This is a genomic window from Persicimonas caeni, from assembly GCF_006517175.1.
Lineage (GTDB): Bacteria > Myxococcota_A > Bradymonadia > Bradymonadales > Bradymonadaceae > Persicimonas > Persicimonas caeni.
Genome location: NZ_CP041186.1, coordinates 7,309,911 through 7,334,277, shown reverse-complemented (window position 1 = coordinate 7,334,277; position 24,367 = coordinate 7,309,911). Strand labels below are relative to the sequence as shown.

The 24,367-nt window shown below is 62.3% G+C and carries 14 protein-coding genes; 4 read left to right on the top strand and 10 right to left on the bottom strand.

The features are described from left to right. Positions 1-17: 17 nt before the first annotated feature. The 8 genes from pal to FIV42_RS27200 form a co-directional block, all read right to left on the bottom strand. Entirely contained in the window at positions 18-722 is a 705-nt protein-coding gene (gene pal / locus FIV42_RS27235; protein WP_141200750.1) for a peptidoglycan-associated lipoprotein Pal, read from the bottom strand. A gap of 53 nt (positions 723-775) precedes the next feature. Beyond that, positions 776-2,146 (bottom strand): DPP IV N-terminal domain-containing protein, encoded by a 1,371-nt coding sequence (locus FIV42_RS27230; protein ID WP_141200749.1) that lies wholly within the window; start codon positions 2,144-2,146, stop codon positions 776-778. A 42-nt stretch (positions 2,147-2,188) separates the two neighbouring features. After that, positions 2,189-3,025 (bottom strand): TonB C-terminal domain-containing protein, encoded by an 837-nt coding sequence (locus tag FIV42_RS27225; protein WP_141200748.1) that lies wholly within the window; start codon positions 3,023-3,025, stop codon positions 2,189-2,191. 2 nt (positions 3,026-3,027) lie between these two features. After that, a complete protein-coding gene (locus FIV42_RS27220) occupies positions 3,028-3,546 on the bottom strand; it encodes a biopolymer transporter ExbD (RefSeq protein WP_141200747.1) in 519 nt (172 codons plus the stop codon). A 42-nt stretch (positions 3,547-3,588) separates the two neighbouring features. After that, a complete protein-coding gene (gene tolQ, locus FIV42_RS27215; protein WP_141200746.1) occupies positions 3,589-4,326 on the bottom strand; it encodes a protein TolQ in 738 nt (245 codons plus the stop codon). 148 nt (positions 4,327-4,474) lie between these two features. Next, complete coding sequence (locus FIV42_RS27210) at positions 4,475-5,668, bottom strand: hypothetical protein (protein WP_141200745.1); 1,194 nt, start codon at positions 5,666-5,668, stop codon at positions 4,475-4,477. 20 nt (positions 5,669-5,688) lie between these two features. Beyond that, entirely contained in the window at positions 5,689-7,950 is a 2,262-nt protein-coding gene (locus FIV42_RS27205; RefSeq protein WP_168210984.1) for a penicillin-binding protein activator, read from the bottom strand. Positions 7,951-8,134: 184 nt separating this feature from the next. Further along, positions 8,135-8,704, bottom strand: coding sequence for a hypothetical protein (locus FIV42_RS27200; protein WP_141200743.1), 570 nt, complete (start codon positions 8,702-8,704; stop codon positions 8,135-8,137). Between the two features lie 237 nt (positions 8,705-8,941). Between FIV42_RS27200 and FIV42_RS27195 the strand changes: the two genes are divergently transcribed. Further along, the gene (locus FIV42_RS27195; protein WP_141200742.1) at positions 8,942-9,658 is read left to right on the top strand and encodes a methyltransferase domain-containing protein; all 717 of its coding nucleotides are present in this window, start codon (positions 8,942-8,944) and stop codon (positions 9,656-9,658) included. A 22-nt stretch (positions 9,659-9,680) separates the two neighbouring features. On the opposite strand, the gene FIV42_RS27190 is transcribed toward FIV42_RS27195, so the two are convergent. Continuing rightward, positions 9,681-10,652, bottom strand: a complete 972-nt coding sequence (locus FIV42_RS27190) for a dimethylarginine dimethylaminohydrolase family protein (RefSeq protein WP_141200741.1) — start codon at positions 10,650-10,652, stop codon at positions 9,681-9,683. Between the two features lie 284 nt (positions 10,653-10,936). Here FIV42_RS27190 and FIV42_RS27185 point away from each other — a divergent pair, with 284 nt between their 5' ends. The 3 genes from FIV42_RS27185 (at position 10,937) to FIV42_RS27175 (ending at position 12,635) form a co-directional block, all read left to right on the top strand. Then, complete coding sequence (locus FIV42_RS27185) at positions 10,937-11,632, top strand: hypothetical protein (RefSeq protein WP_141200740.1); 696 nt, start codon at positions 10,937-10,939, stop codon at positions 11,630-11,632. 205 nt (positions 11,633-11,837) lie between these two features. Further along, positions 11,838-12,152 (top strand): hypothetical protein, encoded by a 315-nt coding sequence (locus tag FIV42_RS27180; protein ID WP_141200739.1) that lies wholly within the window; start codon positions 11,838-11,840, stop codon positions 12,150-12,152. After that, complete coding sequence (locus FIV42_RS27175; protein ID WP_141200738.1) at positions 12,153-12,635, top strand: low molecular weight protein-tyrosine-phosphatase; 483 nt, start codon at positions 12,153-12,155, stop codon at positions 12,633-12,635. It begins immediately after the preceding gene. A 158-nt stretch (positions 12,636-12,793) separates the two neighbouring features. Here the strand turns inward: FIV42_RS27175 and FIV42_RS27170 are convergent, their stop codons facing one another. Beyond that, positions 12,794-24,337 carry a tetratricopeptide repeat protein gene (locus tag FIV42_RS27170; protein WP_141200737.1) on the bottom strand — a complete coding sequence of 3,848 codons (11,544 nt, stop codon included), beginning with the start codon at positions 24,335-24,337 and terminating at the stop codon, positions 12,794-12,796. Between the last annotated feature and the right edge of the window lie 30 nt (positions 24,338-24,367).

The window sequence follows — 24,367 nt, the reverse complement described above, 5'->3', positions numbered from 1 at the left end:
CCGGGAACAGCTTTGGATTAGTTTTTGGGCACGAACTCGACGCGACGGTTCTTGGCGTAGTCCGATGCGGTCGCGCCGAACGCGGCTGGCTTCTCTTCGCCGTAGGACAGAATACTCAGCCGATCCCCATCGACGCCCATCTGCACGGCGTATTGCTTGACGCGTCGCGCGCGGCTTTCACCGAGCGCCAGATTATACTCCGGGGTGCCGCGCTCGTCGGTGTGTCCCTCGAGGACGACGCGCTTGTCGGTGTGCTTCTTCATCCAACGCACGTTCTCATCGAGCACCGCCCGGGCATCGGCGCTGAGCTCGGAGCTGTCGTACGAGAAGTAAACGGTGTCGAGCGTAAGCTGCTCGTCGACCTCTTCGTCCTCCTCCTCGACGGGCTCGGGGTTCTCGGCCTTGTCGGCGAGCTGTTTCTTCTTCTGGCAATCTTCCCAGTTTGCCTCCCCTTCGAGCTTCGCCTCACGGGCGAGCTTCTGGGCGGCCTTTGCCTTGCGCTCGGCCTCCTCATACTTCTCTTGCTTGGAGAGCTCTTCAGCCTCGTCGAGCAAGCGCTGGGCAGCCTTGAACTTGTCACTGGCGCAGTCTTTGACGCCGCGAGCATCCAGCAGCGCCTGCTGCGCGTCGGACAGCGCCTTTTTGGGCGGCTTCGGGCAACCGGTCAGCATCATCACGCCGGCGATGAATGCCAGCAGTGTCATCAGGTTAAATCGCTTCATGTCGTGCACTCCATCGCAATCTTAGCGTTCCCGGCTTCGCGTCAACGGCCGCCTCATCGCTCCCACGCCGGGGACTGATAGCCCGAGCCTTCGGTGATCGCATTCTGGACCTCTCCGTCGGCGGTCATCATCCATACGCGCTTTCCCTTGCCGCCGCGGTCACTCACGAAGACGACGTAACGGCCGTCCGGGCTGAAGCTGGGGTCGGAGTTGTTGCCTTGGTCCTGCGTGAGCCGCTCGATATTGCCGTCGAGGTCTACGGTGAAGATATCGAAGGCGTTGCGCTCATCGCGCGCCGAAAAGGCAATGGCGTCCCCTTTGGGCGACCAACTCGGCTGGGTGTTGTAGCTCCCCTGGTAGGTCAACCGCTTCTGGTTGGAGCCGTCGGCGTCCATCACGTAAATCTGTGGGCCGCCGGAACGCCCGGACACGAACGCGATGCGCGAGCAGTCCGGGCTGAAGGAGGGGCTGGTGTCGATCGACCAGTGCTTCGTCAGCCGCTTCTGCACCTTCCCGCTCTTCGGGTCGATCAGGTAGATGTCGGTGTTCTCCCCGCCTTTCGAAAGCGTCACGGCGAGCTTGCCGCCACAGTAGTCTGCGCCAGTGTTCTGGCCCGGCTTCGAGGAGAGCTTTCTGCGCTTGCCACCTTCGTAGACCCACAGATCCGGGTTTCCGTGCTTGTAGCTGGTGTAATAGATCGCGCCCTTGCCCCAGGACGGCAGCATATTGATCGAGTTGTTCTTCGAGATGCGCGCGGCCCCGTCGGCCCCGAGTTGCATCACATAGACCTGTTTCGACTGACCTTTGCGGCGCACGTAAGCAATGCGTGAGCCGAAAATGCCACGCTCTCCCGTATAGTACTCGAGCACGGCATTGGCGAAGTCGTGGACCTTCTCGGCCACCTCGTCTTTGGGCACGGCTCCGCCCGTCCACTTCAACTTGGCCTGCTGGCCTTGCTCGACGCCATAGAGGCGAAGGTCGAGCACGACCTTGTCGTCGTTGGTGCGCACTGCGCTCTTGATGAGCCCTTGCGCGCCGACGTTAAACCAGTTCTGGAACTTGATTTGAGAGGCGCCCATCCCTTCTTTGGACGGGTCGAAAAAGAAACTGTCGTTAGGGAGGATCTTGAAGAATCCGCTCAGTTTCAGGTCCCGTCGCAGGATCTCTTGGACCTGGTCGGCGACCTCACCGGTGTCGCCTCCGGGCTCTTTGACATCCGGCACGGCCAGCGGAATGAGCTTTCGCTGCACACCGACGGTCACGTCGATGTCGATTCCCTTGCCCGAGCCATCTTCGGAGGCTTGCTCCGACCCGTCGTCTTTTGTGTCCTGCTGGGCAAACGCCGAGCCGCCGGCGAGCAGCATCGACAGCGCAAAGAGCGTCGCCAGAGCTCGCGGCAAGAACGGTACAACCTTGATAACCATCAATCAGTCCTCAATCGCTCGTGTTTGAGAGTCTCAGATGCGTCAACGCCCGGTAATGGCCTTCCAATTCTTGAGGTTCAGGCCCTCTTTGAGCACCAGCTTACGCACTTCCGGGTTGTTCGGCACGGGCAGCTTTCGGCCGCCGCTGACTTGAAAGCGGCGCATGAGCCGGTCGATGCTCGCGTTGAACTGGTCGTTGGCGCTGCGCGACCGGAATCGGTAGCTCACCACGTGGCCCGAGTCCGACAAACGCACATACACCGCAACCGTGCCCGCGAGCTCATTTATTTCGGCGTCGCTCAGCGTCGACGGGATGCTCCAGTACTTGCCGAGCACCTCGAGCAGCTTGGCCTGGTAGGTGCCCATCAAGTTGGCCATCGCCGCGTCGGTGATCGTCCCCTGCGCCACGCCCTGCTCGCTTCCCTCGGGCACGTCGGTGTTGATGGGGCGATTGGGGTTGTGCAGGTTCTCGAGGCCCTTGAGCAGTTCCTTGCGCTTGTCGGGCTTCTCCTGGGGCGGCTTTTCCTCTTCCTTCTCTTCCGGTTTCTGCTCGGGCGGCTTCTCTTTGGGCTTGGCGAGATTGACCGCGTCCTCTTTGACCTCCGGAGGCGCTGGATTGGCCATGCGAGGCAATTGGTTAGGGGGCTTCTTCTCGCCCAACGCCAGCAGCTCGACGTTTTCGAATTCGAGCATTTTGGGCTCGATTTCTTCTTGGATATCCTCACCGCCGCGCATCGTGCCCCACACGATCATACCGACGAGCGAGCCGTGTAGCAGGATCGAGGTGATGATGCCCACGATCATCATGACCTGGTTCGGCTCACGGGCCTCGTAGGGGCCACGCCGACCGGGGTCGATTTGGGTGTTGAGGTCTCTCACGGTTATTTGTCGGCTTCCTCAGCCGCTTCTTGCTGCAGGTATTCGGGGTTGGTGACCATCCCGAGCTTGTTGATGCCAGCCTGCTTGATGCGTGCCATCGTGCCGACCACAAAGCCGTAAGGGATCTCGGTATCGGCCAGCAGGTAGAGCTCGCCCTGCTCTTTGAGCTTCTGGTTGTTGACGAGCTTCTTCTCGACGGTCGTAAAACACGCTTCGAAGCGCTGCGGGTCACTGCCCTCCTTCTTGTCACCACAATCGACCAACAACTCCTCGCCGATACGCACCTTCAGGTCGCGGTCGACCTCGAGGATCAGCTTGTCGGTGTCCTCGGGGTTGATGCGATTGGGGTTGTCGCGGGTCACCGGCAGGTCGAGATCGACCTTGCGCTTGTCCTTCTCCTCCTGCTCGATCATCGGAGCGGTCACCATGAAGATGACCAGAAGGACCAGCATGACGTCGACCAGCGGGGTGACGTTGATCTCGGAGAGCTCCGAGCCTCCTCCGCCCGTATTCATTGCCATGACGCTTACTCGTGCTGCGAAAAAGTAACCTAACGGGCCGGCTCAATCGAAGAAGTGGCGCTTGACGATATTCAGAAAATCGTTCGAGAAGTTCTCCATCTCGGCGCCCAACACTTTGATTCGGTTGACGAACAGGTTGTAGAAGACGACCGCCGGGATGGCGGCGAACAGCCCGGCGGCGGTGACGATGAGCGCCTCGGCGATCGGTGCTGCGACCACGTCGATGCCGGCGGCGCCGGCTGCCTCAATGTTCACGAAGGCGATCATGATGCCCCAGACCGTGCCGAACAGCCCGATAAACGGCGCCGTCGAGCCGACCGTGGCCAGAAACGGCACCATCGACTCCAGGTGCGTCATCTCGCTGGACGTCGCCCGACGCAGCGCGCGATCGACGTTTTCGATGCCGCTCAGGTGCACCTTCATCGAGTCGTTGCCCTCGGGCTTCTCACGATTCTTGAGCTTGGACAATTCGATGTAGCCGGCCTTGAAGACCTGGCTTACCGGAGCGTTGGCGAACTCTTCGGCCGACTGGTAGATCGCATCGAGGCGCTTGGACTGCCAGAAGACGTCCAAGAACTTGAGCGACTCGTTGCGCACCTTGCGCAAGTAGAACCACTTGTAGCCGATGATATACCAGGAGATGACACTCAGGGCAGCCAACAGCAGCAGGACACCCAGCACCACTCCGCTGGTTTCCATGAGAATGTCGACGATGCCCGTAGGCTCTTTGGCGGCTTCAGCTTGCGCCGTCACCAGGTTGACCCAGATTGCGTCCCACATCAGTAGCGTTCCTCGTCGCGCTTCGTTGTGCGTTCTGTGATAGTCGGTAGATCTTGCGGCCAGTTGGTTTTAGCAAAACTCGAGCAAACAGCGAAGCCGTTTGGCCGGCGGGATGCTAGATGAGATTGCCCCTGCCAGATATTCCGGCTCAATTCCCAAAGGATACCCGAAGTCCCCCGACGAGGCCCAGCCCCCCGCCGACTTCGCCCCGTACAACCAGCTGCAGAAGATCGGTGCTCTGGTACAGGAACTCGACCGAGGCGACGGCCAGCCCCGCTGGGTTGGTCTGCAAAAAATCTCCCTCTCGATGCTCGTAGGCGGCCTTGGCGTTGAGGCGCTCGGTGAGGTTGAGGTGCATGAACATCTCGAAGGGAACATAGCCGGCTGAGGTGGCAAAGCTCATGTCGGTGCCCTGCGCGGTCGGAAACCGGTACCAGTGGTGGCCATAACCGATGGCGGTGCCCACGGCGACGTGGCGCAGTTGGCTGATCCAATTACCCAAGCCGAACGACACGCCGACACGAGCCTGGCCGCCCAGGCGCCGAAACCGACCGATCCCCCCAAAGCTCAGCCACTCACCGTCCACCTCGACGAACGCAAAGGTATGACGTCCGGGCCCTCGCCAGGGCCTCCCACCGAGGGTGAGCCCATAGACCGACGTGTCGAGATAGACGTCTTGGTCGGTGCGCGCGCCGACATAGCCCCAACCCAAGTCGGCCGTACTCCCGGCTGTCAAAAGTTGCAGCGTCTGATCGCCGAACCCCTCCAAGCTCAGATGCCTGTAGGTCGCCTCGATGGAGAAACCGCGTGTTTGGCGTGTGTTGGCCGGCAGCCCGATGTCAGCGCTTTGCATCGTCCCCACTACATCGAGCAGGTAGGACAACCCGAAGAGCCCCACCCCGGCATACAGGGCCGGACGCGCGTACATCTTCGAGGCGGTCGATCCATCCGAAAGCCACGGCCACAACACCGCGCTGGCCATCAACACGATGGAGGCGCCTTCGGCCGCCAGCAACATGCCGGCGGTATTGGTCTCGTCGAGATAGAAGTGGCCCACCCCGTGTGCCAAAAGGCCTGCGGTCGCAGCCAGGAAGGTCGCCGAGGTGCGCGACGATTCTTCGGCGGGATCGCCAAAGACGAACCCGGCGGCGCGTGCATCGTCGACGCTCATCTGCTGGAGGGGCTTCTCTTCGAGGCGTCTCACTTGCCGCTGGCCGGCCTGCTCGCGCGATGAGGCCTCCTCCTCGGCCTCCGGCTTCTCGAAGAGCTCCTCTTCGTCAAACTCAGCCTGCTGGGCAACCGCCGGCTGAGCGCTCGCTAGAACGCCGAGACAGACAGCCACAGTTGCGACGAGCCGCCAGTTCATTGTCTAGCGCTCTCGTTGGGTGGCGCACTCTGGGAGGAGGCGTCCTGCTCGGCAGCCTCGTCGCCAGCCTCGTCCGCCTCTGAAGCCTCTTCGACCTCCCTCGGACCGGTGACGGCGGTGAACTCGAGCGCCTCGAATCCTTCGTCGGTGGGTGTGACAAAGCGGAGCGCGCGGCGCGGCTCACCACTGGCGGTCATTTGCACCGTTCCGGTCACGCCCGGGTGCCGGTCGCCGCTGACCAGCGCGTCGCGAATGGCCACCGGCCGACGCATGCCGCGCTCGAGTACCAGCGAGCGCAGCCAGTTGACCGAGTCGTAGGCAAACGCCTCGAAGTTCTCGGGCTTGCGCCCGTAGATCGCCTCGAAGCGATTGACGAACTCCCGAACGGGCGCCGTCTCGAGCGAAGCCGAGAACCAAACGGGGATGGCCGCGCCTTCGACGTAGCTGGCGGCCTGTCTGATGAGCATCGGATCTTCCCAGAGGCTCGTTCCCAGGTAGTGCACCTGCTTGCGCTTGGAGCGCTTGGAGCGCTTCTGCGTGGGGGCGAGGCCCCAGATATTCTCGTTGGCGAAAAACGCGGTCAACTCGGCGACCTTCTCGGCCGAATCCGGCAAGAAGACGGCCTCGGGGTTCGCCCGTGCGAGTCGGCGGGCGACATTGGCAAAATCAGACTTCGATCGATCGTAGGAGATTTCGGCAACAATCTGGCCGCCCAGGTCGCGGAACTCGTCGGCGAAAGCTTTGGCGGTCACCTGGCCGTAGCCTACGTCGGGATAGACCACTGCGGCTTTGCGGTCGCCGATCTCGTCGAAGGCGACGCGCGCGGCGGCGCGGGCCTCAGCGGCCGCGTCGATGAAATTTCGAAAGACGTATGGTGCCGCGGACTGCTCGGCTTCGCCCTCGGCGTCTGTGGCCTGCGCATCGGACGGCGTCGACTGACCGACCGCCTCGGTCGTCAGCGTGATCAGGGGGATCTTTGCCGCTTGGGCCAAGGGCGCAAATTGCTTGGCTCGGCGTACGTCGAGGGGCCCGACGACGGCGAGAACCTTCTGTCGCTCGAGCCGCTCGAACGCCTCCGTGGCGTCAGCACGCGAGTCCTGGAAGACCAACGTCACCTCTGGGTAGCCGGCGTGGTGGAAAGCGCGCATCGCCACGAGTGCCCCGGCCATCGCGCGCTGGCCGATCGCTTTGTGCGGTCCGGTGAGAGGGGCCAAAAAGCCGATAGCCAGCCGTTTTGGGCCCCCCACCGCCGCAAGACGCATCGACAACTCGGCAGCGCGCAGCCCCGCGCCAATTTGAACCAAATCGGGCGCGACGCGGTTGAACAGGTCCTCGAGCGCGGCGCGCTGCTCCTCGCCGACACCGTCTGCCAGTTGCTCGCCGAGCAAGCCCCAGCCGGCCGCAGCTCGAACAAACGCCGAGTCGGAAGTCAGATAATCTTGGAGCGCGACCTCTTCGATATTCTTCTCGGCGGCCTCGAATCCGCGCTGGCGTGCCAGCGCCTCGAGGCTTCTGAGGTAAGCAACCTCGGGACTCGTCGAATTAGCTGCCTGTGACGCAGACGTCGGGTCGGATTGCCCCCCTGCAGTCGGCTGCTCGAGCGGCTCGTCGGTCGCCGGCACGAGTTCTTGGTGTCTGGCTGTCACCTCGGCGTGGAGCCTCGCCGCGGCCTCGAGGGTCTCGGCGTTGCGACCGGCGCGATAGAAGCTCTCGGTGAGCAGCGCACGCACAGGCGTGCGGTCGGCGTCGAGAACCACATCGCTGATCGACGCGCTCGGGTAATCCGCCAGAACCGACAGCGCCTCGTTCGTCTTGCCTCGCAACGCCATTTCGAGTGCATGATAGGCCTTGGCACCGTAGCGAATACGCTTGTCGACGTCGTCGCTCTGGGCGAGCGTGGCGAGGATCTGGGCGGCTTCGGCCGAGCCTTTGTAGGCTTGGGTGGCCTCCTGGGCCAACGACTCACCGAGGCGAATCGGCCCCATCGAGGCCCGGGCAACGTACAACTCGGAGAGATCGGCGATCGGATCGGAGCCAAACTCGGCCTGCAGAAGCCTAAACGCCTCCCGGGCACGATCGTACTGCCCGTCACGCAACATTTCCATGGCGCGGTCGAAGCGCTCTTGGGCATCACTGCTCTTGGCGCGAATCGGAGGCTGGCGCTCGATGTCGTCGCCGTCCCCCTTTCCTTTGCCGGTCTTACAGGCGCTGAGCACCAGTGCCGCCGCCACGATCGCGAGCAGCATCCAGCGTCTCATTCGGTTGGTATCCATGAAATTGGTCATCCATCACTCGCCGATTTGGTACAGAGCGCTCGCCCTCACGGCGAACACAAAGGCAGTATAAGCCACCGAGTCGAGGTCGCAATAACTTCAACGTCCTCGAAGCGCAGGTGTGTTCCGCGCCGGTCGGTTGCCCCGGCACCTGATTGACGAAGGGTTATTAGCAGCTCTTCTGGAAACAGTTGCTCCGGGCCGCTTCGGCGAGCGAGTCGACGATATGAGACGTCAACGGCTCGACGTAGAGTGTCAGATCCTCGTCGGCGACGGTGTCTGGCACCTCTTTCCAAGCGAAGTTGTCGAGCTCACCGCAGCCGGACCACAGCGAATAGCCCCAACGCTTGGGCGAACTGCTCTGCCAGATATCGACATAGAGGTGATTGAGGCCACAATACAGGTGGTTCGACGGGTCGAGGATCTCCTCGTCGTACATCACTTCCGCCTGGTAGCCGAGCACCTTGTGCGCGGCGACCTTGCGCGCAAAGGAGTGCGAGATCGTCTCGAGAAGCGGGTCATTGGCGTCCGTCGATTCGCGATCGAGCCCCACGTCCTTGAACGATACGGTGTCGAATTTTCCGCCCGCCAACTTCACGACAAACGGCGAATAGTAGTAGGATTTGGCCTCGTCCGCCCCGCTTTCTCGATCTTGTTGCTTGTCGTTGGTCTTCTGGGAGACAGCTTTTTGGGTGCCGTCTCCGGCAGCGCGCGCCGGTGCCTGGTTGCGACATGACATCGCCACAGCCGACACAGCGATTAGCAGCGCAATTACTCGAACAGAATTCATCATGAGTCGTACACGAATCGAGAGCACTTCCATTATCGGGCGCCGTACAGCTTATAGAATGCGAGTATTCTTGAAACTATTCAACTCGTGGCGCTTGCCCACCAGGTCGACGCCAACTCGGGCGAAGCATACAGCCCGAGGCCTCGTCTTTCCACCGCGCCTGCCAGTTCGCATGAGGAGAAATGGATGAGCATGCTGCCTGATTTTTCGAAACGAAGTGAACGCTCGGAGTTGATGGATGATCTGTCGATTCAAGGAGATGAACTCGAAGAGACCCTGCTGCAGGTCGAGCGGATCAACGCCCTGAGCCGCGGCCCGGCGATCAGCGTCGCCGGCGTCGAATCATTGATCCCGGGCGGCCTGGAGACCTTGTCGGTCCTCGACGTGGGCACGGGAAGTGGCGACATCCCACGGCGCCTGGCAGATTGGGCGGAGGACAAGTCGTTTTCGATCTCCATCAAGGGGATCGATTTGAGCCACACGACCATCGACTTCGCCCAGCGGCGCACCACCCGCACCGAGCGCCTGCAATTCGAGCTCGAAAACCTCTTCGACCTGCCCGACGAAGAACAGTACGACGTGGTGCACGCCTCACTGGTTCTGCACCACTTTCCCGGGCGAGAAGCGGTGGCAGCGCTCGATAAGATGTATCGCCTGTGTCGTTACGGGGTGGTGGTCAACGACCTGCAGCGCCATCCGGTGCCGTGGCTGGGACTCCGACTCGGCCTTCCGCTCTTCACGCGCAATCGTCTCGTGCGAAACGACGGCCCCTTATCGGTACTCCGCGGGTTTACCCGCCGTGAATTGATTCGCTCGGCGCGTGCCGCCGGCGTCCCTTCGCCCAGCGTCGCCTGGGAGTTTCCCTTCCGCTGGCTGCTGTTGTGTCCCAAAGCAACCACTTGAGGCCTGCGCTCCGAGGCGCATCCTAAGGAGCGACCGGGAAATACTCCTCACGGCGAAGCGTCTCCACATGGCGCGCGCGGCGGAAAGCGCGTTGCTCGTCGCTCAGGCGCGGGTCGTCCGGGTCGACTGGCCCCAGATTGAAGACCATGCATTTCGGCCCGCCGCCCCCTTTGCCGAAAAACTCCGAGATATCGATCGGCACGACTTCGATGCCCTCCGACTCGATACGCTCGCGCAGTTTCGAGCTGATTTCGGAGGGGGCGTAGAGCAGCCGCGACGCGTCGGTCTCCACGTAGAAGGAGTTGCCGATAAAGGAGGCCGCATCCTCATCGCTCATCTCGATGAGCCGCTCCGAAAACCGCTCGCGCAACCTCTGGCTCGATGACTCGTCGAGTCCACCTGTCCAACCGAGGAAGGGCCCGCCCAGATCGCACAACAAGCAGTCGCCGTGGTAGTATTTTGGGTCGGTGAGCTTGAAGCGGCTGAACGGTTCGCCGATCACCTGGTCTTCGAGCCAGTCGGCGACGTTCTCATCACTGCGATAGCCCCAGGTGAATAACCACTCTTTCTGAGCCCCTCGCCCGACCGGGAAGGCGTCAGCTTCCCCTTCGAAGCGCCACTCGTCGGGATACTCGGCCACCGTAAACCCGAATTGGTCCATAAAATCTTCGAAGAGCGCCGACTCCCCCACACGGTGCTTGGCGGTAAAGTGGCTTGCGAAGAACGTCTTGTCGCTGGGCGCGCGATCGTCGAGGCGCCCCTCCAGAAAACCGGCGTTCGCCGCAAAGACCATGCCCGTCAACTCCGGGGTGGCGTCGATGATGTAGACGTCGACGCCTCGGTCGAGGAGTTGGTCGATGTAGGTGTGCCACTGGGGCCAAGCCTTGTCGATCTCGACCACTTTCAGTGAGTTATCCGGACGGCGGGTATGCGGGTTGGCGCCCCCCCTGATGGCGAAATTGCGCGGATCGGTCATCAACACGGCGGGTTTCATCGTCTCCTCCTGATCGAAATGTCGACTCGACTTTTGGCCTTACCGTGAAACGGGCGACGAGGAAAAGTCACAAAAAAGTCGTCGGGTAAGGTTGACGTTCTGCGAGGACTGCCTAGGTTGACCGACGACCTGAAGATGCTGCGGCACGCGGCGAGCCGCTTTCGCCGTGAATTGGATTGTTCGACGGGCGCAAAATACTGCCGCATCTGGTCGTGCCGTTTTGGCAGAGAGAACGACGCGCCGTCGAATTGTTTATCACATTCACTGTTTGAAGGAGATGTAAGATGAAAGCAAAACACATGCTGGCTTCGCTCATCGCGATCGCTGCACTTCTGCTCGGCTCCTCGGCCATGGCCCAAGACGCCCCGCAGGCGCCCAAGAACGCACTCAAAGCCGGCGAAAGCGCTCTGGCCTTCCAGTTCCCCTTCGGCGGCAATCCGTACGTGTCCAGCGACTCCTCGGGGCTGGGCGGACTGCTCGGCCTGTCCAACGGCGGTGTGCTCGGGTACCACTACATGCTCACCGACAATATCCGAGGCGGCCTGAACCTGGGCTTGGACGTGGTCGGAACTACCACCGAGGTCGCCGGCGAGACCCAAGACGCCACCTCTTTCGGCCTGACCCTCGCGCCGCAGATCAACTACTACACCCGCACCCGTGGCACGGTCGCGCCGTACTTCTTCGGCCTGATCAACTTCTCGACGTTCAGCGACGGCATCGACGAGACCACCGGTGACATCGACGAGGCCAACGACAACGCCGACCGAACCTTCAACCCCCGCGAGCAGACCACCGCCAGCCTGGCGGCCGGTATCGGCGCGGAGTGGTTCCCCGTCACCCGCGTAAGCTTCAGCGGTCAGGTCGGCCTCAACGTCGGCCTGCTGGGTGCCACGCAGGTCGCTGACGGCGGCGCCGTCGTCGAGCCCAACTTCGGCCTCAACCTGTTCACCTCCTCCATCGCGGCCAACATCTACTTCTAAGCCCGCTGGATGAGTCAGGGCTCACGAGCCCGATCAACCCCGCCCCCTCGGGCGGGGTTTTCTTTTGTCTTCCCCCCTTGCACACACGCGCGGAATCACTCAAACTTAGCCTGTAAAATCTTTTCGCCCACTGATGAAACGATGTTTCAAGCGCGATGGGTGCGCCACCCGCCGCGTTGAGACAATGCCCCACCCGAGGTTGGCTATGAGTGATGAAATCACCATCGAGGCTCTGGTATCCGCCGGTTTCCCCCGTGACGCGTGGCCGGAGGACCTTCCCGAGCCCGGAAGCACCAATGTCCGCGGCAAGAGCCTGGACGGCAGCCAAGAGATGTATCGCTATCAGGTCGAAGATGGCGGACATACCTACGCCATGGAAGTTGTTCTCGACCGGAGCACCATTCCCGACCCCGCCGAGGGTGTCACCTTCATGCTCAATCAGTTCGCCTATCTGTGGCGCACCGATAAGTCGCAGATTCAATGTGCCGCTGACGGCGCCTGCCGACGCATCAACTTCTAAATGAACCAGACACGCATCATCTTCTTCTGCTTGGGTAATATCTGCCGCTCCCCGCTGGCAGAAGGCCTCTTTCGGTACAAGGTCGAGCAGCGCGGGCTCGCCGAGCGCTTTCATATCGAGTCGGCGGGCACCAGCGCCTACCATATTGGCGAGGCGCCCGACCCGGGAAGCCAGAAGGTCGCCCTCGACCGGCTGGACCTGGACATCTCTCACCAGCGCGCTCAACAACTCGAAGACGCTCACCACCACGAGTTCGACGTGCTCGTGGCTATGGATCGCTCCAATCGGCGCCACGCCCTGCGCATGGACGGAGCCGATTCGGACAAGATCCTCTTGCTGCGCAACTTCGAGCCCGAGCCGCAACACCGGGGGACCGACGTCCCCGACCCCTACGGCGGCGGCGTCTCACAATTCGACCTCGTCTTCGACATCGTCGATCGATGCACCGAGCGCCTCCTCGACCACTTGCTCTCGGAGCAATAGACCGCCTCGGTTTTTGCAAGGCCTTCTATTTGAGTAAGATTAACGTTTAAGGGCGGATGATTCGCGGCTCGAGCCGCGAATCATCCGCCCTTAAATCATTATCCCACTTCAATAGAGGGCGCCCGACTTCTGCAAGGCGCCCACTATGCTGCCCCACCCTACAACTCGGCCAGCGCCTGCTTGCTCGGCTCGTGGTCGGCGTCGATGCCCAGCGCGCGGCTGAACATATCCTTGGCCCGACGCGCATCGCCCTTCTGCAGGCGCACGCGACCCAGGTAGTAGAACAGCTCGACCTTCTGCTCGTCGTCCTTGATGTTCATCTGGTGGAGCAAGAGCGTCTGGAAGATCTTGAGCGCCGAATCCCAGTCGTCCATGCGCACCAAGAGCTTACCTAAGCTGAGCAAGTTCGGGATATACGTCGCGTCGACTTTGTGAGCCGCCTCGTAGGCCGCTTTGGCACCTTCGAGATCGCCCTTCTGCTCGGTCAGCTTGCCCTTGAGGTGCTCGAAGCGCACCACATCCTGCATCTTCCGCTCATCTTTGAGCGTGGCGATGATGTTCTCCAAAATAGGCTCGGCGCGGTCGAAGTCCTCGCTGGCGATATAGGCGTCGAGCAGCGGCTCGACGATGCTCAATTCGTCGCCGCGCAGCGCGTAGGCGCGCTCGAGAGCTTCGGTGCGAAGTGCAGGATCACCGATTTGCTTGCGCGCCAGTTCGGCCATCGCCAAGAAGATGGCGACTTTGTCATCCTCGGTCTCCGCCATCTCAGCTTCATGCTCGAGGATGGCGTATTGCTCGGCCCAGGCTCCCATACTCGCGTAGAGCTCCTTGAGCTTGTCGATCGCCCTCTGGTGAGTCGGGTCGACCTCGAGAATCGTGACGAAGACCTCGGCGGCGCTGTCGAGCTGCTCGAGCTTCTGCTCGAAGACATCGGCCCGCTCGAGCAGCAGCTCGATCTTGGCGGCGCCCTCTTCGGCTTGCGCTTTGCGTGACAAGACCTCGGCGACCGCGTCCCATTGGTTCGACTGAACGTACATCGATTGGAGCACGTCGAGTGCGCGACGGTTCTGCGGGCGAAGCTCCAACACCATGTCGAGCAACTCGAAGGCGCGCTCGAAATCGTCGAGATGCTCCTGACAAATGTCGGCCATCTCGATGTGCAATTCGACGAGGCGGTCCTCGTCGCCGGCGAGCTGTAACTGCTCGCGATAGAGCTCCATCAAGTCGTCCCAGCGCCCTTCCGCACGGTACAGGCCGTCGAGGGCACTGACGACGAGGTCGCTGTCCTTCTGAATAGCAAATGCGCGCTGATAATCCTCGATGGCCTGCTCGGCCTGCTCAAAATGCTCGTAATTGACGCGAGCGCGCTGCACGTACAGTCGCAAACGCTCGTCCGGATCGTCGGCCTCGGCTTCCTCGACCATGGCGAGTTCGCGCTCGACGATCTCGAGCAGGTTATGCCACTGCTCGGTCTGCTCGTAGAGCTCCTCGAGGGCCATCAGAACATCGCGATCATCGGGTGCCAGCTCATTGGCGCGACGATACGCCTCGATGGAACGCTCGGGAGCGTCGACGAAGTGGCGCGTGTACTGGCCGATGCGCACATAGAGCATGCGCTGCTCGTCGGCGTCTTTGATATAGGCGGCTAACGTCTCGAGCGTGTCGACCAGCTCCTCGTAGCGCTCGGTGATCTCGAAGAGCGCGACGAGCTGATGGAGCACCTCCATATCTGCTTCATCGAGCGTAAGTGCCTCTTGGTAGGCCTCGATGGCCTCGTCGAAGCTCTCCAGGCGCATGCGCACCTGACCGAGCTCGAGCAACACACTCTTGCGCTCGTCGGGGTCGAAGAGCAATTCGGCCTTTTTGCGCAGCACGGCCTCCAACGCGGTGGGCTGGTCCTCGGTGCGCGCGATCGTCTCGAGCGCATCGAGCGCGTCTTCGTTCTCCGGCTCGATATCGAGGACCATTCGGTACATATCCGCCGACCGGCCGGCTTCCTCGAGCCTGTCGAAGGCCCAGCCGGCAGCCTTCATCGCCAGCTCGACCAACCGCACCGGATCTTCCAGATCCTCGACGACGTCCTCGTAGAGCGCGACGAGTTGGTCGTACAGCTCGTGCTCGCCGGCCAAACTCTCCAGGCGCTCCTGGACCTCGTAGTCGTGAGGGTCCTCACGCAGTGCACGGCCCAGGTGCGCGTAGCCCACGTAGACATTCTCGAGGTCCCCGATTTGAATCTCGGCGATACGCCGATGCAAATCAGCCCGCTCGGCGGAGCTGTCGGCGACATCGAGCTTCAACTCGAACAGGTTCGCCAGCGCCTCGCGCTCGCCCAGGTCGTTGTAGACAGGCTCGAGCAAATCACAGACCTCGCGACGGATCTCGATGTCCTCGATCATCCGCCCCAGGCCCTCGATCGCGCCACCGTGCTCGGGCTCTTCGATGATAATCTGACGATACAGGTCGAGCGCGTCGTGATGCTCTTCGAAGATGACCTCGCGCAGGTACGCCAGGCGGAACCGAACGTCGTTGACTCCGTCGGGGTCGGTCACCGCAAGACGTGTTTCGAGCACCGCAGCCAGCTTCTCCCACTGGTTGGTGTGCTGGAAAAGACGGTCGAGCCAATCGAGGGTCTCTGCGTCGAACTCGTCGATGCGCTGTGCGGCCTCGAAGTGCTCGATTGATGCGTCGAACGCCTGCAACTCCTCGGCGTACAGCTGACCGACACGCTTGCGAAGCTCGAGTTCGACGTCGGGATCGAGAGCGCCCATCTCGAGGGTATCCTCGTAGACGGCGGCCAACTCGTCGACGTTCTCCAGGCTGCGGCTCAGCCGCTCGAGTTCGTGACGCAGGAAGGTCACGTCGGGAAGCTCGCGGAAGGCGCGACCCAACGTGATAAACGCCATCTGCCGCGTCTCGAACTGCTCCTCTTGAAGCTGAGCCAGCTCCATGAACACTTCGGCGCGCTTTTGTGGCTCTTCGAGGTACTCGAGCTGTTGCTCATAGAGTCCCTGGAGTTCGCCCCACTCCTCGCGACCGCGGTAGACCCGCTGGAGGATGGGAGCCACGTCGCCGCGAGCCTCGGGGCGGTCGAGCAACTCGAGCAGTGCTTCGCGCGCGTCCATGTGGGCAGCGTCACGCTCGACGACGTTCTCGAGGTGTTCGACGGCGTCGAACGGGGCATCGAGCTTGTCCATCAGGACGATGGCCATGCGCATCTCGATGTCATTGAGTTCGTCGAGCCCAGCGGCGAAGTCGCGCTCGACGGCCAAGTTGTCGAGCAGCTCCGGCCAGCGTTGGGTGCCCTGGAACAGGCGAGACAGCGCGCGCACGGCGTCGATGTCTTCCTCGTCGATCCCCACGACCGTCTGATAGGTCATGATCGCTTCGGTCGGCTCGCCGAGTTGCTCGTCCTGAACACGCGCCAGCCGGCGTAGTGTGTCGACACGCTCGGCGTCGTCTTCGAGCAACTCGGACTTCGCGCGCAGCGCATCCTCCAAATCTGCCCACCGCTCCGTCTGCTCGTACAGGCGCACCAGCGCGTCGATGACCGACAACTCGGAGGGATCCTCCTCGCGAAGGTCCTCGTAGCGGCGCAGCGCATCTTCGGGGCTCCCCAAGATCTCGTCGTAGATCATCGCGATGCGCTTGAGCAGGCTCTGGCGGGTGTCACCGTCGAACTCGTTCTCCAGGCGACGCTCGAGCACACGGACCAACGGGCCCCACAACTCGAGTTCACCGTACAGATGCTGCAGGCGCGAGAGAGCCTGCTCGTCACCGTTGATCTCGACGGCCTGCTGGTAGGCCGTGATCGCGCTTTCGATATCGTCGAGCGGCCCCGCGTAGGCGTCCGCCACGGCGATGAGAATGGCCGCCTGGACGTCCGGGTCATCGGAGGCTTCCAACCCTCGCAAAAAGATCGGAATCACCCGCTCCCAACCGTCGAGCTGGTTGGCGCGCTCGTGGACCCGCTCTTTGAGGCTCTCGTTGTTCGGGTCGATGCAGTAGGCGCGTGCCAGTTTCATCAGCGCGCGCATCTTGTCGGCGTCGTCCTGCGCTCCGCGCTGGATGACCTCGGCCATCTCCGAGAGCGCGTCGACACGCCCGCCGATATCACTGACGAGCTCCTGCTTTTCTTCGAGCAGCTCGGCGAACCGACGCCAGTGCTTCTGCTCGTTATAATGCTCGAGCAGCAGGTCGACGATTTGGCTGCGATAGGCCGCATAGTCCCCCTCACGATTGGCCAGATCGCGGCGCAGCCCCTCGAGGGCGCGCAGCGTATCTTGGTGGCCGGGTGAATCGGCGAGAATATCGCGGTAGATCTGCAGCGAATCGTCGAGCAGGTCGAGTTCGCTCTCGAGCAGGCCGGCGAGCCGGAAACGCAGCTCCATGGCCTCCTCGGGCTCGAAGGTTTGCTCGATACGACGCCGGTACAAGTCGGCAAGGTCGTGCCAACGACGTGCGTGTCCGTACAGACGTGCAAGTGTGCCCTGGATGACCTCGTCGCCCGGGTCCAGGTCGTTGAGCCGGCTATAGACGGCGATCGCCTCGTCGAGATCGTCGAGCACCTCTTCGTACAACGTGGCCAGACGCTCGAGCCACTCGCGACTCCGGTCGGGGTCGGTCGTGGCATCGGCCCGGTCACGGTAGAACTCGGCCAGGTCGAGCCAGTTCTCGGTGCGCGCCAAGACGCGCTCGATGCCGTCGACCGCCTTGTCGTTGTCGACGTCGTACAGAAGCACTTCGGCGTAGCCCTGACGGGCATCCTCCAACTCCCCGAGGCGCTCCTCGTACAGGGCTGCCTTTTCGACGAGCAGATCGACGCGCAACTCGTCGTCGACCTCGAAGTTATTCTGCAACACGTCCTCGTAGAGCATCACGAGGTCATTCCACTCCCCGAGCACCGTGTGCAGGCGGTGCAATTGCAGACGAACGTTTCGGTCGCCCGGAATCTTGTCGAAGATCTGCGTCAGAATCTCGGCAGCGCGACCGCGGTCGCCCAGGTGCTCCTCGGCGAGCTGCGCACACTCTTGCAAGAAGGTGCGCGCCGCTTCGACCGAACGACAATCTTCGGCACGCGCCAAGAGAGCGTCGACGAGTTTCTCGTGCGCCTCCTCGCGACGATAGATCGGCTCGAGGGTCTCCGCGATGTCGGCGCGCATGGACGCCTCATCTTCGAACATCGCCTCGAGCGCCTCGACCGCCGGGGTGTAGTCGGGCTCGAAGTTGAGAACCTCGCGATACAAATCCAGGGCCCCCATCGGCTCGAGCAGTTGCGTGCGCTGCAGGTCTGCGAGTTCCTGCTTGAGCTCGACGGCCTGCTCCGGATCAGTCGTCAGCCCGATGCGTTGACGCAGGTGGTCGGCCAGATCCTGCCAGCGCTCCTGCTCTCGATAGAGCCGCGACAGCGCCTTGTTGGCGCTCGGGTCGGTCGGATCGAGGTCGAGCACGCGCCGGAACGTCTCGGCCGCACTGAACCCGTCGTCGAGCTGCTCCTCTTGGACCGTCGCCGCGCGCAGAAGAATGTCGCGCGCTTCGGCTTCGTCTTCGCCGACGAAGACGTTGAACTTGCGCTCCAACAACTCGACGAAGTCGAGCCAGCGGTCCTCTCCGATCATGATGCTCTCGAGCGCGGCATAGGCCGCCTCGTTGCGATCGTCGAGGGCGAGCACCTCCCGGAAATTCGTCTCGGCCTGGGGGGTGTCGTCGAGTTGGTCGCGGTACAGTTGCGCGAGAGCCAACCTCAACTCGCCCATCAAGTCGGGGTCCGAGATGCTCATGACCACATCTTCGTAGGCCTCGGCGAGGCGCGCCCAAGCCTCGAGCGGACCCGCCAGGTCGAGCAACTGCTCGTGGAGCTCTTCGCGATGTGGCTCGAGCTTCCATGCCTCCGACAGCGCCGAAATCGCCTCGTCGGCGTCGTCGAGGCCGTCACGGTAGGTGTGAGCGATCTTTTCGAGGAAATTGGCCTTCTCGCTCGGGTCGTAACTCTGCTCTTTGCGCGCCTCGTAGAGCTCGACGAGCTTTTCATGCGCACTCTCATTTCGGTAGTGCGCGACGAGGTCCTCGGTGATCTGGTGCGCCCAGTTCTCGTCGGTGACGAGCTCCTCGAGCGCTTCAATCGCCTCGGCTTTGCCGGGGGTTCGCTGCAACACAGATCGGTAAAACCCGAGCGCTTCGTCGACTTCGAAGAGTTGCTCGCGCAACACACCGGCGAGTTTGAGCTCGAGCGTGTCTTTAGATTCCGTCTGGTCGTCAGTCGAGGCCATCAGCTTTTGGCGCAGAATATCGGCCAACTCGTGCCATTGGGCCTCTTCCTCGAAAATCTCCTCGAGCGCATCGAGCGACTCGTGGCGTTGCGGCGCAATTGCCAAGATTTCGCGATGAACCGCGATCGCTTCGTGCACGTCGTGAAGCTCGGCGCGATACACCTGCGCCAGACGCGCGAGAGCTGCCACGCGCTCGTCCTCTTCGTAGGTCGACTCGGCACGACGCCTCATGACATCGGCCAGATCGATATGTCGCTCGAGACGAGCGTAGAGTCGCTCCAGTGCTTCGAAAGCCTCGGTCGAGTCGGGCTCTTCGTCGAGCAACTCGGCGTAGACGTCGATGGCATCCTCGGGCCGATCGAGCACCTCTTCGTAGAGCGTACCCATACGCTCGAGGAGCGAGACGCGCTTGGATGGGTCTCCGAAGAGCACCTGCTGTCGCAGGTTTTCAACCAGGCGGTCGAAGTCGCTCGTGTTCTGGTACAAACGCTCCAAGGCCAACAAGGCCTGCTCGTCGCGTTCGTCCTGCTCACGCGCCTGCTCGTAGGCCGCAATCGCGTCGCTCGGCCGTTGCAGGGTGTCTTCGTACAATGCGCCGAGCTGGCGATAAATCGCGCCCGCCGCCATCGGGTCGGCCTCCACCGCCGCCTCTTCGAGCGCGTGTGCGCCATCCTCGAGCCGCTCGAGGCGGCGCGCGACCTCCATGAGCCGCGAGCGGCGCCCCTCGTCTTCCGGATCGACGACCACGCCTTCGAGCAACACCTCGAAGGCCGCGTCGTCGTCCGAAAGGCGACCCAAATACAAATCGACCAACTCGTCGAGTAAGGCCACCTTCTCGAACGGCTCGTGCGTCTGCTCGGCGCGCACCGACAAAACGGCGGCGAGTTTGCCGGCCTCGTCACGACTTCGGTATACCGGCTCGAGGGTACGGGCCAGATCGAGGCGAAGCCCCGGTCGATCGCCCAGGTTCAGCAGCGTCTCGTCGAGCGCCTCGAGGGCACTGACCGCCTCGTCATCGCCGGGGTCTTCGGTCACCAACTGAGACAACAAGTCGGCGGCACCGGCGTAATCGGCCAACTGCTCGGCGCGAAGCTTGCCCAGCTCGAGCAGGAATCGACGTCGCCTGTCGGGATCGACGGCCAAATCCGCCTGGCTGACGTACAACTCGTCGAGTTCGTGCCACTCCTCTCGTGCCCCGTACAGACGCACCAATCCGTCGACGGCGACCTCATGGTCGGCCTCCAGAAGCAGAACACGCCTGAACACCTCAATGGTGCGCGGAGCGTCTTCGAGGACGGTGTCGCACAGTTGGGCGACCTCTTCGAGGACCTCGATGCGCGCCTCGTCGTTGTCGAGCAACCGCTCCTTGGCCTCCAGCGCGTCGACCAACTCCTCTTGACGGCCGAGCTGGCGGTAGAGGCGCTCCAACGCCTCCACAACCGACAACTCCGAAGGCTCGACCTCGTGGATCTGCTCCCACGTCTCGAGGGCTTCTTCCTTTTTACCCAGACGGTACTCACGGATCGCCGCCAGGTGGCGAAGCAAGTTGACCCGGCCGGGCGCAAGATCATGGCCCTCGGGAGCGTGCTCGGCGAAGACCTCTTCGATCTTCTCCCAGCGATTGAGCGAGGCGCCCAGCTGCTCGACGCGCAGCCAGACCTCTTCGCGGCCCGGATCGAGCTCGAACTCGCGGCACGCGTGGGCGAAAGCTTGCTCGGTGTCGTCTAGACGGTCCTTGTAGAGCGGGATGAGTTCATCGAGGATTTCGGCCTCCTCGAAGCGGTCGCTGGCGACCTCGCGGCGAGCCTCGAGCGCCTTGGCGAGCTGCGCCGGACGGTCGGTTTCGCGGAAGATCGGCTCGAGCATCAGTGCTGCCTCGCGGGCCAACTCCGGCTCGCTCAACAGCTCCTCGACGGCGGCCACTGCCCCCTCATGCTGCGGATCGTCTGCCAGCACCTGGCCGTAGGCATGGATCGCCTCGCGGTGGTCTTCTTTGTGCAGGCGAAGCGTGTCGGCCAGCTCCATTTGCGCGTCGATACGCGCTTCGGTCTGATCGAGCGACAGAAGGCTCAACTCGCGATGGAGCGAATCGATCACCTCGTCCCACTGCTCTTCGGCGCGGTGAAGCCCACGGATGCCGCGCAGCGCGCCGACATGATTGGGCTCCAGGTCGAGAATCTCGTTGTAAGTCTCCCGGGCCGCGTCGGCCTCTCCCAAATGGGTGCGTTGCACGTCGGCAATCTTCGAGAGTTGGTCGACCAGATCGAGCCGCTCAGCACCCTGTGAACTCAACAGGTCGATCTGCTCGCGGAGCACGTCGATACGCTTCTGCGGCTCGTCAACCTTGTCATACAGGCCCTCGAGCGCCTCGAGGACGTCGAGATCCTCCGGGTCACGCTCGCGCAACAACTCGAAGTACTCCAACGCGCTGGCGTAGTTATCCTGATCATCACGGAGGACTCGCCCCAAACGCGCCCACAACTGGGCGCGAAGCTCCTCATCGTCTACGTCATCGGCGATCAACTCCAAGTGCTCGACGAAGAGCCCGGTCGCTTCGCTGTCGCGGCCGGCTTGCTCGGCGAGGTCGAGCACCTGGCTGTCCCCCGGGCGAAGCGTCGCCGCTTGCAGGAGCCATTCGAGCGCGCCCGCATGCTCATCACGATCGGTCTCGAGCTGTCCCATTTCCAAGAGCAACTCGAAACGAGCGTCGTCGTCTTCGGCATGCTCGAGGAGCATTCGGTGGGCGCGCAGACGCCCCTCGAGATCTCCCATCGCCCCGTAGCGCGCGTCGAGTTGACGGGCCACGTCGCGTGGGTCTTCTTCCAAAGCGGCGAGCTCTTCGAGGTGAACCACGGCCAACTCGAGGTCGTCGAGTTCGTCGGCCGCGATATCGGCCACGCGCCGGTGCAGGCGTTTTTTGGCCTCGGCGTCGGCCCCCTCCTCGGCTGCGAGTTCGAGGAGCTCACACAACTGGTCGAGCCCGTCTCGTTCGGCGTAGACCTCCTGCAACTCGTCGAAGCGCTCGGTAGCGATGTATATGGCGGTCAAACGCTCGAGCGCCGACTCGTCTTCGACGTCCTCTTCGAGCAACCTCTGCCAGAGGCGGGCCGCGCCGTCGTTGTCTGCCAGCTCGGCTTCGCGCAGCTCGGCAGCTTCGCGAAGCGCCTCGCGTCGCTCGTCGGAGTCGAGCCGTTCTGCCTTCGTCTCGAGGAGTTCGGCCAGACGCGCGTGGTCGTCGCGGCGCCGGTGGATGAACTCGAGCTTATCGAGTAGCTCGTCGTCATCGGGACGCAGTTCGACAAGCTCCGCGAGCACGCGAACCGTGCGCTCCGGGTCTCGGAGCCGATCTTCGGCCAACTCGAGGAGTTCGTCGAACCGGTCCTCGCGCACCGCCCCACTCTCGAGTTCGGCTTCGGCGAACATCAACTCGAAGAGCGACTCGTAGTCGCGTCGCTGCTCGTAGATCTCGCGCAGCCGCTCGCGCACCCCGGTGTTGTTGGGCTGTATTTCGACCACACGCTCGAGATAAGGCAGAGCTTGCGTGACATTACGCAGGTTCTCTTGCCAGATATCGGCCACTTCGAGGAGCAGCTCGACGGCTCGAAGCTCGTTATCGTCAGCGAGCTCCAACTCGGCGCGTTCGTTGAGCAGACCGGCCAAATCGTTCCATCGCTTCCCATCCTGCAACTTGACGCGCAGCTCTTCGAATGCTGGGCCGTGCTCGGGTTCGAGCTCGAGGATGCTGTTGAGCGTGTTGATGACCATCACGTCGAGGCCGAGCTCGTCGCGATAGATGTCAGCGATACGCTCGAGCAACAACACCCTGGCTGCCGCGGTCGCCTCGCCTTCGTCTTCGAGCTGGCGCACGCGGTCCTTGAGGAAGTCGACCAGCGCGTTCCATTTGCCGTTTTCCTCATAGAGGCGACGCAACTGCTCCCGAGCTTCGGGATGCTGGTCATGCTCTCGCAGGAAATTCTTCCAGACGTCGATCGCCTTTTCCGGGCTTCCCATCTGGATTTCGGCGATCTGGGCGAGCTGACTCGCCAGATCGAGGGCAGCTTCGACGTCGGCCGCATCTGCCTGCTTGCCGCTGAGCAACGAGAACAGCTTTCGCCACTCCCCTTCGCGGCGATAAAATTCCTCGTAGAAGGCGATCATGTCGGGCTGCTCGGAGTCGAGCAGCTTGATGCGCTTGAAATAGTACTCGGCCTTTTCGAGATCGCCGAGCTCCTTCCAATAGGTATTGGCCAGCTCGACCATCACGTCGAGCTCACCCTCTTTTTTGCGCAGGTATTTGACCGATGCTTCGAGCTGTTCGACAAGCTCGTCGAAGGCGCCGTCCTCACGAAGACGCTCTCGAACCACATTCAACGCGACCAAATCACCTGGATCGTTCTCGAGCATCGCGCGTGCTTCGTCGAAGTCGCCCGCCAGGCTTGCCACCTCTTCGACGATGGAGTCGGGCTGACCGCCGTCGGCGGCCAAAGAGCTCTCGTCGAGCGTCTCGATCGGATCTGCTTCCTCTTCGGCTTCGGCTTCCTCTTCGACCTCGTCGACAGGATCGCCCTCAGCCCCATCGACTTCTAGCGACGCCGTCAGCTCGTTGAGCTCGTCTTCCTGCTCGAGTTCGGCGTAGAGCTCCATCAAGAACTCGCCGGCCTCGAAATGATCCGGCTCGAAGGTGCGCGCTTGCTCGGCCAACTCGGCGGCCTTGCGCAACCCTCCACCTTCGCGAGCACTCTCGAGGCGCGCGGCTTCCACCATCAACTTGGCGGCCAGATTCTGGTCGCCGTGGCCTGCGACCTCGTGTGCCTCGCGCACCTTGTCTTTGACCGCCGACTCGACGCTGCCGCCGGCTTCATAAATGGTCCTGATGGCTTCGGCGACGCCATCGGCACCGCCGTTCTCGAGCGCCTCGTCGAGACATTCGATCGCCTTGTCATAGTCCCCCAAAAAGTCACCATGCACTTGGGCGATACTCACCAAGACATCAGCCAACTGTTCGGAGCCCTTCTTGACCTGCTTTTCGAGATCGTACAGAAGCAAGACGCGCTTGAACTGACCCGACTCCCGATAGATGCGACGCGCGCGATCCAAGCTGGTGGTATCCGCAGGATAGGTCTTGAACGCCTTTTGATAGGCGTCCATGCCTTCGTCGTGGTTGTCGACCCGCTCGAAGAGCACGTCGCCAAGGGCCACCAAAATCGCGGCTTTCTCCTGGTTGTCCTCTTCGGCCTCTGAGAGCTCTCGGAGCACGAAGACGAGTTGGGAGAAGTCTTGTTCCCCCTCCAGGTAGTCGGCGTATTTTTCGAAGTGCCAGCGAAGCCGTCGCCAATCGCCCGTCTCGGCGTATTGATCGGCAAGGGCGTCGAAAGCTTCACGATTCGAGGGATCGCTCTTCAGCGTTTGCTGCAGGTCGCGGATCTGTTCAGTCATGAATGACCCTGTCCGGAGCAGAATCCAGGC

Coding starts and splice junctions, on each gene's coding strand:
- pal (WP_141200750.1), bottom strand. CDS start 722: ATGAAGCGATTTAACCTGATGACACTGCTGGCATTCATCGCCGGCGTG.
- FIV42_RS27230 (WP_141200749.1), bottom strand. CDS start 2,146: ATGGTTATCAAGGTTGTACCGTTCTTGCCGCGAGCTCTGGCGACGCTC.
- FIV42_RS27220 (WP_141200747.1), bottom strand. CDS start 3,546: ATGGCAATGAATACGGGCGGAGGAGGCTCGGAGCTCTCCGAGATCAAC.
- tolQ (WP_141200746.1), bottom strand. CDS start 4,326: ATGTGGGACGCAATCTGGGTCAACCTGGTGACGGCGCAAGCTGAAGCC.
- FIV42_RS27205 (WP_168210984.1), bottom strand. CDS start 7,950: ATGAGACGCTGGATGCTGCTCGCGATCGTGGCGGCGGCACTGGTGCTC.
- FIV42_RS27200 (WP_141200743.1), bottom strand. CDS start 8,704: ATGTCATGTCGCAACCAGGCACCGGCGCGCGCTGCCGGAGACGGCACC.
- FIV42_RS27195 (WP_141200742.1), top strand. CDS start 8,942: ATGAGCATGCTGCCTGATTTTTCGAAACGAAGTGAACGCTCGGAGTTG.
- FIV42_RS27190 (WP_141200741.1), bottom strand. CDS start 10,652: ATGAAACCCGCCGTGTTGATGACCGATCCGCGCAATTTCGCCATCAGG.
- FIV42_RS27185 (WP_141200740.1), top strand. CDS start 10,937: ATGAAAGCAAAACACATGCTGGCTTCGCTCATCGCGATCGCTGCACTT.
- FIV42_RS27180 (WP_141200739.1), top strand. CDS start 11,838: ATGAGTGATGAAATCACCATCGAGGCTCTGGTATCCGCCGGTTTCCCC.
- FIV42_RS27175 (WP_141200738.1), top strand. CDS start 12,153: ATGAACCAGACACGCATCATCTTCTTCTGCTTGGGTAATATCTGCCGC.
- FIV42_RS27170 (WP_141200737.1), bottom strand. CDS start 24,337: ATGACTGAACAGATCCGCGACCTGCAGCAAACGCTGAAGAGCGATCCC.